Here is a 13,871-nt window from a genome sequence, read left to right on the forward strand (position 1 = left end):
TACTCGCTATTTTGCGTTTACTTTATATGAAGCAGCAACATCATCTATGGTAGTAAATTGGATAGGCATTTCATTTTGAAACATCTTTCTAATCATATCTTCTGTTTTTGAAACATTTGTATCACTTGTTGTTTTTATACTCAATTGATAAGTTAAATTTAATACATCTTTTCTTAATTCTTCCATATTAGATAAAGGCATATACACCATATTGTAGCCGCCATAATCAGCACCATTTTCTACAATTCCTACAACCTCATATTTTACTGGTACACCCTCGCTATCTAAAATATTAATTGTATCACCAATTTTAACTTCCCAATCCCATAAAGTTTCCCACTCACTTGCTTCCGAAACTACAATTCCATTTTTCTGTTGCATTTTCTTAAAATCTATTTCACCATCTACTAAAAATTTCTTTAAATTAGTAATATCCCCCGATTGTATTCCGTCCACAACAAAAATATCTGTATCGCCATTCGGTAATGTTATGTCACAAACTGTTCCTTTATACTGTTTAATTGATTCGACAGCTTGCATATCCTCTAATTTTTTTAGCAACTCTTGATTTAAAATATTATTTTTTTGTAAATCAAAATATTGTTTACTCGTATAAGACTGTGGTCCGTATGTTCCAAGTTCAATTTTTATTTCACCATTTGGCATTGATTTTTTTGCCATATTATATGGATCAATAGAATTTAAGTAGGAAGAGCTAGCCATAAGAACTATTCCACAAATTCCTAAAGAAAGTATTGTTAAAAACGTTTTTTTCTTATTACGCTGCACACTTAACAATGCTAATCTCCACAATGTAATTTTTTTATATGAATGTTTCCTATTTATATTTACCTCTGTATCTGCAAAATATCGTAATGCTTCTATTGGAGAGGCTGCAGATGCTATTTTTGCTGGTTTATAAAGAGATAACATTACAACAAAATAAACAAACGCACTCGCCATACCTGATATTAAAATAGTATTCACTAAATACCATCCTTTTGGTTGAATAAAGTAAGCTATAATACCCCCAAAAACACATCCCCAAAAACAACCTTTTAGAGTTAAAACATTCCCTTCTATTTTTATTATTTTTCTGATTTGCTTTTTAGTCATACCCAATGTTCTCATCTGTCCATATTTTCCAATTCTCTCCAAAACAGAAACAAAAAATATACTATAAATAACTATACTTGATATAATTGCAATGACTAAACTCACGCCCAAAATAACACTTATATATTGAATACTTTTCTGACTAATAAGAGAAAAATAATAAGATGAATAAACAATGCTATCCTTTGGTACATCTAATTGTTGTGCTATTTTATCAATTTCACTCTTTATTCCGGCTTCGTTCCAGCCTTGAGTATCGTTAATTTTAAAATATATGCTATATAAAGCCCCTGGCATTTTTCTTTCAATCAATTTATCAGATACATATATCGAATGTGTATCTGCAGTACTCTGCATAGGTAAAATTCCTGCAATAACATAGCTTTCTTTTCCATCTCCTAAATCTATCTCTATAGAATCACCTATTTTGGCCTTTGATTGAACCTCTTCTAAATATGAATCAGTTACTACAACTTCTTTTTCCATTTCAGGTAATTTCCCCTTTAATTCGGGATATCTTCCTAACTTTAGTAACGACTCTGTCATTGTTCTTATAGTAATTTTATAAGTCCCCTGGTTTAATGTCCCCAGTGTTCTAGTTTCTCCCATTTCAACATTCTTCATGGCTTTCATTTTATTGACAACCTTAGAATTAACATCCATAAATGTCGCTTGATACCGACCTTCAGCATCTTGAATTGAAAAACGTTGTGTTTGTACAAAATAAAGTGTTACCACTATAATTAATGCTGTTGACAATATTATCGTTAAAATGCCACAAAACTTCTTTAACCTCACACTATTCAAATCCTGTCTTGCTAAATGCCCTATTACCTTTTTTTCATTATTGCCTTTCATTTTTCCTACCTCAATTCTATATAAATTTACGAAAAATCCCATTTTCAAAACCAAATTCTGATTTTGAAAATGGGTTTTTCCTAGCACATCTTACTGCTCTGGTGATAACCAATAAGTACCGTCTAAGCAATCAGTTAAGCAATCTTTTCTCAGTTTACCGTAGCAAATAATGACGAGATCATACGCATTAACTTCTGCCTCTGTTAATTCCTTATTCTCTTTATGTTCCAGCATTTTGACTCCTCCTTTCATTAAAAATTTATATAAATAGTTTTCACTAATTATATACATATCACAAAAATTGCTGATACTCTTCCTCTTCACAAAATTTTATAAATCTTTCCAAATTTATTGCTATATTTTCATTTTTATCAAATATAAACATGCTATATATAAACATAATTTTTCTTAATGTGCAGTCAGAATCTACTCCTTCTTCTATAAGTGCTGGACACATTCCTCCACAAACACAATTAAATTTGCAAGTCTTACATTTTTCATTAGGCATATAAAATAACTTTTCCACATTGTCATTAGACAATATTTTTTCGATCGATTGCTCTATATCCGTCTCTTGTTCTATACTGCCTATTCGATATTTTTCTTTAACCAGAGAATGACACAAATATATATTTCCATCAGGGAAAAAAGCAGCCATTTTTCCAAATGCTGAACATGGATGGCTCAATTCTACCGCATGAAAAAGATTTCCGGCAAAACGTTTATTCGTATAGCCCTTTTCTATGATATATTTAGCAAAATAGCAGTATACCTTTAACCTTTCTTGATAATTTAATAATGGATAACCTCTATCTGCTGCACTCCCTGCATAATCTACAAAATGCAACAAAAAATCAGCATCGTAATATGCAGCCATATCTATGATTTCTCGAAGCAACATCTTTTCCTTTTCATTCTGATATGTAAATGTTAACACTACATCTATTTTGTATTTATTCAATAAAGCAATCTTTTCTTTTAATTGCTCAGTATTTTTATAATGGGCTGTACTAATTTCTATGGAATTAATAATTCCATTAAGGCTTTTAATAGTCTTTTCTGTTAATAGAGTCGCATTTGTCTGAACAATTATTTTTGTATTAATATTTTCCTTCAACTCTTTAAGAATATCTAGTATGTCCTCTAGGACAAACGGTTCCCCACCACTGACTATTAACTTTCTAGGGTTAGCCTTCCTAATTTTATCAATTACATGTTCTTTTACTTCAAGTTGAGACAATTTCTCTTTTTTGATATCCTTATTATTAGAACGCATAGCACAAAATTCACAGTTCAGATTGCAATAATCCGTAACAAATAGATAAATTGTATTCATCTGTTTTTTATTCTCAGGAAATGTCACATCATATTTCTTTCGCATTTTTGAAATTCCATCTATAATTTCCCGAATCTTTATGTCACCCTCTTCTTCAAATTCTTTTTTCTTCATTTTAAAACAAATATTTTTTTCTCTTTGGATAATTAGAACATATTCTCCAATTTCCACCACCCTATATTTATATCCCATACTACAACTCTCTCCTATAATGCTTTCGAAGCATTGCTACTTGTTCTTCACTATATTTTTCTCGAAATATATTGTTTACATGTCGAGTAAGTTCACAGTTAATTTCAGAAGGTATATAACAATTTCCTGTATTTTCGTAATTTCCAAATAAACAACTGCAAATTCTACATTTATTTTCTTTATACTCTTTACACTGTAAACATCTCGTATTTTGCGTTTTCTCTATTTTAATAATTTTTCTTATATACTCTGCATCTAACCCCTTGTCTACACTTCCTATCATATATTTTTTCCCAGTTTCTATACAAGGATATAACTCTCCTTTCACTGTTACAAATAACGAAACCAATCCTGCTTTACAAGGGAAAAAAGGCAAATAATCTGCTACAAAGCCTTCTAACATATCATTATAAAATTTCCATACCCATAGTTGTCCTCTATTTCTAGAAGAAATGTAATACTCAAATGCCTCATCAATTTGCTGAAACAAACAAATTTTATCTTCCTTATTCCATTTCTGATAGGCATTTATCTCCGTTTCTATATATCGAAATCCCAATTCATGTAAATGCCTAAATGAAGCTGAAAATTTAGTATACGTATTAGTATTAATAAGTTGTGCTGCATGTACAGCAATTCCTGTCATTTTCTCAAATTCTTCTTTGTATACAAGTTTTTCTTTAACTTCACTATAACTTCCAACACCATTCACAAATTTCCTGTTTTCATTATGAACATCCTCTAAACCATCTATGCTAATTTTGAATCGTACTCTTTTTTCAATCATAAATTCTATAATCTCTGTTGTAAATACAGTTCCATTTGTAGTGGTACTATAAAAAATATTTAATCCAATTTGTTCGTTTTTCTTTTCTATATAAAAAATAATCTCTTTCAAAAGCCCGAAAGCAAGCAAAGGTTCTCCACCAATAAAATACACACTTAAAGTTTTATCTTTCTGCTTGATGGCCTCACGCATAGCTATATCTATTGCCAATTGTGCTGTTTTCCATTTCATATTCACTTTTTCTTTATTTTCCACGTAGCAATATGAACAATTCAAATTACATCTTTTAGTAATTTCTAATGTTAATGAATACATTTACTCTCCTATCATCTACTAAAAATATAGCTGTTCTATTAAAATTCCTTTCTCAGTCAAAAACCTGTATCTATCATAATACCCCAAAAAAGGATATCGAATATAACAGTGCTTATAAGCATCACGGATATCATATACAAAATTTAGCAAATCCTTTTTAGCTGACATAAAATCGCTATATTTATCAATATCTATAAACAACTTATCGTAATAACCAACTATTTTTTGTGCTTCTAAATTATTTATGTCTATAATATGAACTTTAGAAAAACATTGTTTGATAAATTCTTTTTGCCTCTGGTTATCACTCCTATTAGTTACCAAAATTGCATTTTCAGAATTATTCTGTTTAACGCTACTTATCTGGTTCAGACTAGAAGACATTATTAAATCAACTATATCTTCAATCCCCAGATTTTTGTTTTCTCTAAAACAACTTATTATTCCCGTAAGTTTCGCTGTATACCAACTATTGCCTTGCATCAAATGTTCTTGATCTAACTGTTTAAACGAAACATAAGTCTTATTATTCAATAATAAATTCTGATTTCCACTCCTTTTGAGAATAACATTTCCGTCAAACTCACGCCTAATACCAATAACATTATCATACGATGCAGGATATGCAGTTTGGTTATTATTTGCATGTGCTGCCACTATTGGCACTGGACTTTTTTTACATAAATCATACAGCTCTTTTGAGAATGGAATCTCTACTCCTAAACTAATATTAATAATATCTACATTTTTTTCAATTAATGCTTCCAAACTTCTGTAAAGTAGTTCTCCCTCATTCCCAGCATTGCCACCTATTATATTATAAAGTAATATCTCAGACGTAGGATTTTCCAACAAAATACATGCACATACATATTCCGCATGAGAAAATGGGAAATTTTTATTTTTAATGCAATATCCTGGATTCATTCTTTTTATTTCTATCTTTTTGCCATAAAAAAACGGGTGTTGAAATATGGCATCTGAATCAATCACACCAATCCTCATTATACTCATTCCCCCTTTCATTTTAGATCTTATTCCATACGTTCATTCTCTTTTTTAAAATTCATATTCACATAAACATAAATCCTAATCCCCGAAGCTATATCCCAGTATCAATCTATATGCTTATTTTTTATGTTCAACTATCTAAGACATTTTCAATATACCCTTATTCTTTTTTTTAGTAATATTTTTTGTCTACATTGTCTTTTTTCTTTCCTCGTTGGCGCATACTATTCCTTTTTATGTCCCAACTTGGCACACTTCTGCGATTTACAGGGAAATCTACCCATGTTAGAATGATACTGTCAAAATTATATGTAGCGAAAACGTAGCTTTCCAGGGAATGCCTCTTCTCTGGTACAAGCTGCGTTTTTTAGTGCATGGAAAGGAGTATCACAACTAAATATAGAATAAGCGTTCCTCCGTATTGACCGGATTGAAGCTTTTATGAGGCAGGAAAACTATAAGCCAGGGCAAAGTGAAAGATCTCACTTTGCCCTCTTTTTATGAAGGAGGTTCATTTACTTGAAAAACCATGTACACAAAGAAGCCCCACCGGGCATGAAACATCATCGGAACTATGGAAAATATCTCTATACTGCCTTCCTCGCTTTCACTCTGATTGCCTGTAATGTACAACCCGTTATGGCTGCTACCATCTGGGACAAAGCTTCAGAAATCATGAAAGACGTATATAACCAGATTATTCTGATTTCCACCATTGCGGCTGTTGTAACTGCATCGGTTGCTTTGCTCTTGATGAATTTTTCCAAATCTGGAAAAACCGTGGATGAATCCAGGGCATGGCTCAAACGAATCATCATTACATGGGCGATTCTCAATGGTCTGGGATTTATCATGGCTTACATTACACCGTTCTTTGCCGGCGGGCAGTGGAATGGATAATGCAGATAAGGAGGTGGCTCTGTCATGGGAATACTTGACGGAATTGTAGAATGGATTGCCGAACAGGTCATGAACATTCTGGATTTGATTACTACTTCTGTTCTGGGTGCACTGGGATGTTCCATGGATACTTTTCTCCGTTATTTTCCAGCAGCGGAAACAATGTACCAGATTTTTCTGGCACTGGCTATCGGACTCATCCTTTTAAACTGGGTTTGGCAGCTTTTTAAGAATTATTTTATGGGGACAGGGATTGATGCTGAAGATCCAATCAAATTATCACTGCGGACATTTATGTTCCTTTTCCTGACATTCTATGCCAAGGACATCGTGGATCTTCTATTGAATATTGCAGGAACCCCGTATAGCTGGATTCTGACTGAAGATCTTCCACCACTGGAATTTGCCAAATTCAATTCTGTGATCACAGTAATCCTGGGGGTATGTGCCAATGGTGCTGTTGCCATTGTTGCCCTCATACTGGTACTGATCCTTGCCTGGAATTACATCAAGCTGCTTTTTGAAGCTGCGGAACGTTACATACTACTTGGAGTTCTGGTCTACACCGCACCTGTTGCGTTTTCCACGGGTGCTTCCCAGGCTACCGGAAATGTTTTTAAGAGCTGGTGCCGTATGCTCGGCGGACAGTTCTTTTTGCTTTTAATGAACGCCTGGTGTTTGCGGCTGTTTACTTCCATGGTCGGAACATTCCTTGCAAACCCTTTATCACTCTAGGAAGGAGGAGATTATGAAACATAAGAAAACACTGCTCTGCAGCCTGCTATTGATTTCTTGTCTGATTCTTGTAACTTCCATGCCGGTCTTTGCCGCTGAACTTACAGAAGCAGAGGTGCAGCAAGCTGTAGATGCACAGGGAAAAGAAACGGTCACCGGTAATGTCTTTATCTGGTTTCTGTGTGCCATTGCTTTTTTGAAGGTTTCTCAAAAGATTGACAGCTTTATGGCAAGTCTGGGAGTCAATGTTGGAAATACTGGTGGAAATATGATGGCTGAACTTTTAATCGCCGGAAGAGGTCTTGCAAGTTCCTTTCGAGGGCATGGAGGTGGAAGCCATAGTAGTTCCCATTCTTCCTCTCCCGGAAGTGCTGCAGTACAAAGTTCTTTCCTTTCCGGAGGATTAGCCGGAGCCGTTGGAAGGCAGACAGAGCGTTCTGCGGTAAATGCAGCCACCGGATATACCGAAGGACCAAGTATCGGAAATGCACTCTATCAGTCTTCCCTTGAAAAGGGCGGAGATTTTGCCAATAACGTTATCAGCAATATTGCTCAGGGAAACTATGGTCAAGTTGGCTCGATCAAAGGTGATGGGGCTGTTTCTGCATTTCAATCCTACATGGGAATTCAAAATGAAGATAAAACAGATCATTCCTATACCAATGTTGAAATTGGCGGCGGCAGGATAACAGGAGTTGAGTCCGGTTCCAATGGAGACAGCCGGGAATTTGCTATGTACCATGCCGATCAATATACGGCTCCTACCCATGGAACCTATGAAACTGTTCAATCTGTAGACGGAGCTACCTGGTACAAACAGTATGCTGAAAATACGGTATCCAAAATTCCTTATGATGCTGGCGATGGAAAGATAGCCTACAACGAATCCATTGTCCAAAAGCTTCCTCCTACTCCTCCAAGAAAGGATCGGATTTAGTGATGGATACAGAACGCTCTGGACTTGACGAAGCAATGGATGTAGGCTCCAGTACCATTTCTCACCTAAAGTCCTTAAAAACAGCAGCCACTTTCTCCAAAGCAGGATATGGTGCAGCCCTTGGCGGGCCTTTTTCAGCAGCGATTGGAGCAGTCATAGCCAACCGGAATCAGTTCGCTAAAATTCTCCTTGTTATTCTCGCCATACTGCTGCTTCCGGTTTTATTTATTGTGATGCTCCCTGGTCTGATCTTTGGAAGTCTGACCGAACAAAGCGATGTACTGAACAGCAACTCTATGATCAGTGAAAACATCCGTGCTTCCCGTGAAGCCATCGTTGAAGTGTTAGAAGAAAGCCATGAAGACATTCTGGCAGAGATCCATGCAGCAATTTCCCGTCTTCCACAAGGTGATACTGCATCCATCAATGACCCCTATACATACAGCATCTCCGTCAATGCCAATCTGCTGATTTCACAATTTTGTGCCAGCCAGGATGACTATAAAAACATCAACCTAAACCAATTAAAGAAACTCATCCGTGAAAACAAAGAAGGACTTTTTTCTTATGATGTAGCAACCGAGACAGTTACCATGGAAGTTACCGTTGATGGCGATGCAGAAGGAGAAGCCGGCACAGAACAGGGGCAGGCACAAACACAGACGGTTACTTTTACGAAACACACCTATACCGTTGTTTATGCTGGAGATTCCTATTTTGCAGACCATGTATTCCATCTTACAGACAAGCAGAAAGAACTTGCCAAAAACTATGCCGAAAACCTGACTGCTTTCTTTGGTACTGCTTCTTCCGGCATAGTAGCTGCTATCAATCTTAGCGATGAGGTATTGTCCTACCGCCCTGCTGTAGAAAGAGCTGCTGCGAAATATGGTATGAGTGATTATGTGGATTTAATTCTGGCAGTCATGATGCAGGAATCTGGCGGACGAGGGCTGGATGTTATGCAAGCAGCGGAAGGTGGATTTAATACCCGCTATCCCCATGTGCCAAATGGGATTACAGATCCTGAATACTCCATTGAATGTGGAGTACAGGAATTAAAATATGCCCTCGACAAAGCCGGCTGTACCGGACCTACGGACTTAGACCGGATTAAACTGGCTCTTCAGGGTTACAACTACGGTTCTGCATACATTGACTGGGCAATGGAGCGTGACGGTGGTTATACCAAGGAAAATGCGATTGCCTACTCTGATATGATGTGTGCAAGACCAAGCTGGCCTTATGACCTGTATGGTGATAAAGAATATGTGGATCATGTCCTTCGGTATTACCAAATTACTGCCAGTGGTGGCAGCTATCCCGCAAACGGTATGCAGATTCCACACTATCTCCAGACAGACTATGGAAACATTCCATACGGCGGGGGTTCCATCGCCAGCAGCGGATGCGGTCCGACAAGCTTTGCTATGATTGCCAGTTATCTTACAGGCACTACCATTACACCTATTGATGCAATATCCTGGTGCGGAAATTCCTATTACAAACCAGGAGTCGGCACTTACTGGTCTTATTTCCAGGCAGCGTCCGATCATTTTGGGTGTGGGGCTGTCACACAGACCAGTGATCCCAACCAGGTACTTCAGGCTTTATCTGAAGGTCATCCGGTCATCAGTTCCCAAAGAGCTGGGCTTTTTACCAGTGGCGGACATTTTATTGTCCTTCGTGGTGTAACGGCTGGAGGTAAAGTATTAGTCAATGATCCCAATGACAGTTCCTCCAAAAACTACATCAACCGTGAATTCGATATGATGACGGAAGTGCATGCAACCGCAAATGCCTATTGGATCTTCGCTAAAAAATAAAGGAGACACTTATGAACAGAAAAAAAGCAATTCTGGCTATCTTTATGATGGCCTTTTTAATTATCATCGGATTTGTCTTTCCCTCCATCTGGAAATCCCAAAAAGGAAACAAAAAATCCGAGACAGAAAATACTCAACACGATAATAATGAAAATACCGAGACAGAACAAGCAGAAAATAACGAATCCATAAGCTTTCAGGATTTTGAAGCTTTGGAAGACTTTTTCTCCAAGGAACAGGTGAAACTTTTTCAGGAAGAACTGACCTCCTATCTTAAAAACGTAAAACAGATGTCTCTAACTTCCATCCGTTTCCTTGCTGATGATACTACCTATCCCAATGCTTCTGATATTAATTTTTCGTTCCAGCTTCCGGATAAGTCCGTTCTTCCTGTGTACTACACTTCCTCTACTGGAAGATTCTTTTTCGGTGAGGAACGTACCCCTGATTCTGGAAAAGAAATCATCTATGAACGTCCGACAGATGACAAACTTCCTTCCATCACAACAGAGGAAATTGAACAGTTGCAAGAAGGCGGTTATGATGATACCTCAGTGAATTCGGAAAAAGCTGCCCCTGTCACAGAAGTTCCGGAAACTCCTTCCATGGAAGAACCAAAGGAGGTGCAGCCATGAACAATACTGAAGAACAACATCCTGTCTTCATCCCTCGCAATTTTATAGAAAAAGGGACCTTTATGGGCGGAATGTTTAAAATCCGTAATGCCATCGAAGGCGGTATCCTGGCAATCCTGATCACCATTCCTGTTATCAATCTGCCTCTGACACTCACTGTCAGGATTATTATTCTCTGTATGACTGCTCTGCCTGCAGCTATGATTTCTCTAATTGGAATCGGTGGGGAAAGCATTACTGCGTTTTTAATGAACGCTCTGCGTTTTCTGAAAAACCGCCGGGTTATTTACCGTATGGATGTACATCCGGAGCCGAAAAAAAAGTACCGGATAAAAAAGCCCCGCAACAAAGAACCAAAAACCAAGAAACGCAAACGGCATCCAAAACAACCTGCAGAATCTTCTTCTGAAGAGAACTGCTCACAGATGTCTTCCGAAGAGGAGACAAAAGAATCCTCTGCTATTAAAAAAAAAGAACGTCGGCAGTTTGATACTTCTACAAAACGTGGAATACGCAAACAGGCTCGTGAAGACATCCGGATTCTTAAATTTGAGTCCCGACAATTAAAAAAAGAACAAAACGTTGCACGTAAAAGTGCGAAAAGGCAGGCAAAACTTGAAAAACAACAGATAAAGCAGCAACTTTTGGAGGAACGAAAAAAAGAAAGAACTGCGAATAAAGCTTCCAACCAGTCATCTGCTGCTTCCGGGAAAAGCAAAAAGAAAAAACGAAAAGAAATCACCTTGGAAGATTATCTTCCTATTGATAAGATTGCCAATGGTGTTATCTACACGACAGACCATCGTTATGTAAAAATCCTGGAGATTGAACCGATCAATTTCCTCTTACGCAGTGCTAGGGAACAACAGGGGATCATTTTCAGCTTCATCTCCTACCTAAAAATCAGCCCTGTGAAACTGCAGATTAAGATGATCTCCAAAAAAGCGGATATCAACAAACATCTGGAACAGTCCCGTTTGGAAATGGAACGGGAATCAGATCCTAACTGCCGGCAGTTACAAAAAGACTATATCCAATTTGTCCGGCAGTTAAGTTCCAGAGAAGCGGTTTCCAGACGTTTTTTCCTAATCTTTGAATACGAACCTTTCAATGTGAATCGGAAGGTGGAGGAAAAGGAAATCCTGGCAGCTTTGGAAACTGCTGCACAGACCGCAAAAACCTTTCTATATCAATGCGGCAACGATGTGCTGGTTCATGACAATGAAGATGAGTTTACAACCGATGTACTCTACACTTTACTGAACCGTACCAAATGTACCGAAACCCCTTTGCCAAAACGGATTAACCAGGTACTGACCCGCTATATGGAATCTGGTCGTGAGCAGGAAGTGGATAACATCCATATCAATGAATTCATTGCACCAGAGTCTTTGGACTTTAAGCACAGTAACTATGTGCTGGTAAATGGCATCTACCATTCTTACCTGCTGGTGCCGTGCGATGGTTACAAAGCAAAAGTAATGCCAGGCTGGCTGTCCCTGCTTATCAATGCTGGCGAAGGAATTGACATTGACTTTTTTCTGCATAAACAGCCCAAAGATAAGATCCAGCAACGTCTTGGACAGCAAATCCGGATCAACCGTTCAAAGATCAAAGATGCCTCTGATACCAATGCGGATTTTGATGATCTGGATTCTGCCATCCGTTCCGGCTATTTCCTCAAACAGGGACTTGCTAATAATGAAGATTTCTATTACATGAATCTTTTGATTACGATTACGGCAGGTGATCTGGAAGAACTGCAATGGCGGATTCAGGAGATGAAAAAACTTCTCATCTCACAGGATATGGATCTGCGGTCTTGTTACTTCCTGCAAGAACAGGGATTTTTATCTTCCCTTCCTCTTGTAAACCTGGATAAGAAGCTCTATGAACTCTCAAAACGAAATGTCTTAACCACCGGAGCTGCCAGTTGCTATCCTTTCGTCAGCTACAGCATTTGCGATGACAACGGCATCCTATTTGGAGTAAATAAGCATAACAACTCTTTAGTGATTGCTGATATTTTTGACTCCAAACAATATAAAAACTCCAATATTGCGATTCTTGGCACTTCTGGATCCGGAAAAACCTTTACCATGCAGACTATGGCACTTCGTATGCGGCGTAAAGGAATCCAGGTATTTATCATCGCACCGTTAAAAGGTCATGAGTTTTATCGGGCTGCCAGAAATGTAGGAGGAACCTTTATCCAGATTTCTCCTGCCAGCCAAAACTGCATCAATGTCATGGAAATCCGAAAAGTAGATAACTCTGTCAATGAGCTGCTGGACGGTCCAACTTTAGACGCATCTGCCTTAGCCAGTAAGATTCAACGTCTGCACGTTTTCTTTTCTCTGCTCATTCCAGATATGAGCCATGAGGAAAAACAGCTTTTGGACGAAGCACTGATTAAAACCTATGCAAGAAAGGGAATCACCCATAAGAATGAATCCCTCATTGATCCCAAACACCCGGATCATTATAAAGCGATGCCAATTCTTGGAGATGTATATGATGTTTTGATGGAAACTGAAGATACCAAACGACTGGCTCACATCCTGAACCGTCTTGTCCATGGCTCTGCTTCCTCTTTTAACCAGCAGACCAATGTAGATCTGACCAATAAATATACCGTTTTGGACATTTCAGAGCTGACTGGTTCCAGTGATCTCTTAACGGTAGGGATGTTTGTTGCTCTGGACTATGTATGGGATAAAGCCAAAGAAAATCGTACCGAAGAAAAAGCCATTTTCGTAGATGAAGTATGGCAGCTCATCGGTGCCTCCAGTAACCGTCTGGCCGCTGAATTCGTTTTGGAGATCGCCAAGATCATCCGGGCATACTCTGGTGCCGGTATTTTTGCAACCCAGGACCTCAACGACTTTTTTGCTCTTGATGACGGAAAATATGGAAAAGGCATTATCAATAACTGTAAAACCAAAATTATTCTTAACATGGAAGATGAAGAGGCACAACGTGTAAAAACCATTCTTCGTCTTTCCGAAACCGAAGTTATGAATATCACCCATTTCCAACGTGGAAACGGACTGATTTCAACAAACAACAATAATATCACTGTGGAATTTAAAGCTTCCAACCTGGAAAAAGAATTAATTACCACAGACCGACAGGAACTCCTGGAAATCTTGAAACGCCAGGATAAAAAAGTCGGTTAATGTTACCTGCAGCCCGAATATGGCTGCTTTTCTTTTTAACAAAG

At 37.8% G+C, this 13,871-nt stretch carries 11 protein-coding genes; 6 read left to right on the plus strand and 5 right to left on the minus strand.

Going from position 1 to position 13,871, the window contains the following annotated elements; genetic code table 11:
• Positions 1 to 6: 6 nt before the first annotated feature.
• The 5 genes from PG840_RS12090 to PG840_RS12110 form a co-directional block, all read right to left on the minus strand.
• Positions 7 to 1,974: an ABC transporter permease gene (locus PG840_RS12090; protein ID WP_270613683.1), complete on the minus strand. Its 1,968-nt coding sequence runs from the start codon at positions 1,972 to 1,974 to the stop codon at positions 7 to 9.
• Between the two features lie 90 nt (positions 1,975 to 2,064).
• Positions 2,065 to 2,208 carry a hypothetical protein gene (locus PG840_RS12095; protein ID WP_173684410.1) on the minus strand — a complete coding sequence of 48 codons (144 nt, stop codon included), beginning with the start codon at positions 2,206 to 2,208 and terminating at the stop codon, positions 2,065 to 2,067.
• Positions 2,209 to 2,266: 58 nt separating this feature from the next.
• Positions 2,267 to 3,502, minus strand: coding sequence for a radical SAM/SPASM domain-containing protein (locus PG840_RS12100; RefSeq protein WP_025580259.1), 1,236 nt, complete (start codon positions 3,500 to 3,502; stop codon positions 2,267 to 2,269).
• A gap of 1 nt (position 3,503) precedes the next feature.
• Entirely contained in the window at positions 3,504 to 4,604 is a 1,101-nt protein-coding gene (locus PG840_RS12105; RefSeq protein ID WP_117843972.1) for a radical SAM protein, read from the minus strand.
• Between the two features lie 18 nt (positions 4,605 to 4,622).
• Positions 4,623 to 5,609, minus strand: coding sequence for a S8 family serine peptidase (locus tag PG840_RS12110; protein ID WP_025580261.1), 987 nt, complete (start codon positions 5,607 to 5,609; stop codon positions 4,623 to 4,625).
• 525 nt (positions 5,610 to 6,134) lie between these two features.
• On the opposite strand from PG840_RS12110, the gene PG840_RS12115 reads away from it, so the two are divergent.
• The 6 genes from PG840_RS12115 to PG840_RS12140 are packed head-to-tail and all read left to right on the plus strand — an operon-like array spanning position 6,135 to position 13,827.
• Positions 6,135 to 6,515: a hypothetical protein gene (locus PG840_RS12115; RefSeq protein ID WP_025580263.1), complete on the plus strand. Its 381-nt coding sequence runs from the start codon at positions 6,135 to 6,137 to the stop codon at positions 6,513 to 6,515.
• 24 nt (positions 6,516 to 6,539) lie between these two features.
• Positions 6,540 to 7,250 (plus strand): conjugal transfer protein TrbL family protein, encoded by a 711-nt coding sequence (locus PG840_RS12120; protein ID WP_004223652.1) that lies wholly within the window; start codon positions 6,540 to 6,542, stop codon positions 7,248 to 7,250.
• Positions 7,251 to 7,263: 13 nt separating this feature from the next.
• Positions 7,264 to 8,187, plus strand: coding sequence for a hypothetical protein (locus PG840_RS12125; RefSeq protein ID WP_025580265.1), 924 nt, complete (start codon positions 7,264 to 7,266; stop codon positions 8,185 to 8,187).
• A gap of 2 nt (positions 8,188 to 8,189) precedes the next feature.
• A complete protein-coding gene (locus tag PG840_RS12130; protein ID WP_025580267.1) occupies positions 8,190 to 10,013 on the plus strand; it encodes a lysozyme family protein in 1,824 nt (607 codons plus the stop codon).
• 11 nt (positions 10,014 to 10,024) lie between these two features.
• Positions 10,025 to 10,648, plus strand: a complete 624-nt coding sequence (locus PG840_RS12135; RefSeq protein ID WP_025580269.1) for a DUF5038 domain-containing protein — start codon at positions 10,025 to 10,027, stop codon at positions 10,646 to 10,648.
• Complete coding sequence (locus PG840_RS12140; protein ID WP_117843971.1) at positions 10,645 to 13,827, plus strand: TraG/VirB4 family ATPase; 3,183 nt, start codon at positions 10,645 to 10,647, stop codon at positions 13,825 to 13,827. Before PG840_RS12135 ends, PG840_RS12140 begins: the two co-directional genes overlap by 4 nt.
• The last annotated feature ends 44 nt before the right edge of the window (positions 13,828 to 13,871 follow it).

The organism is Coprococcus sp. AM97-35 (genome assembly GCF_027697525.1).
GTDB classification, from domain to species: Bacteria; Bacillota; Clostridia; order Lachnospirales; family Lachnospiraceae; genus Allocoprococcus; species Allocoprococcus comes.

Excerpts from the sequence above, each read along its gene's own strand:
- PG840_RS12090 (WP_270613683.1), bottom strand. The coding sequence starts at position 1,974 with ATGAAAGGCAATAATGAAAAAAAGGTAATAGGGCATTTAGCAAGACAG.
- PG840_RS12095 (WP_173684410.1), bottom strand. The coding sequence starts at position 2,208 with ATGCTGGAACATAAAGAGAATAAGGAATTAACAGAGGCAGAAGTTAAT.
- PG840_RS12100 (WP_025580259.1), bottom strand. The coding sequence starts at position 3,502 with ATGGGATATAAATATAGGGTGGTGGAAATTGGAGAATATGTTCTAATT.
- PG840_RS12105 (WP_117843972.1), bottom strand. The coding sequence starts at position 4,604 with ATGTATTCATTAACATTAGAAATTACTAAAAGATGTAATTTGAATTGT.
- PG840_RS12110 (WP_025580261.1), bottom strand. The coding sequence starts at position 5,609 with ATGAGGATTGGTGTGATTGATTCAGATGCCATATTTCAACACCCGTTT.
- PG840_RS12120 (WP_004223652.1), top strand. The coding sequence starts at position 6,540 with ATGGGAATACTTGACGGAATTGTAGAATGGATTGCCGAACAGGTCATG.
- PG840_RS12125 (WP_025580265.1), top strand. The coding sequence starts at position 7,264 with ATGAAACATAAGAAAACACTGCTCTGCAGCCTGCTATTGATTTCTTGT.
- PG840_RS12130 (WP_025580267.1), top strand. The coding sequence starts at position 8,190 with ATGGATACAGAACGCTCTGGACTTGACGAAGCAATGGATGTAGGCTCC.
- PG840_RS12135 (WP_025580269.1), top strand. The coding sequence starts at position 10,025 with ATGAACAGAAAAAAAGCAATTCTGGCTATCTTTATGATGGCCTTTTTA.
- PG840_RS12140 (WP_117843971.1), top strand. The coding sequence starts at position 10,645 with ATGAACAATACTGAAGAACAACATCCTGTCTTCATCCCTCGCAATTTT.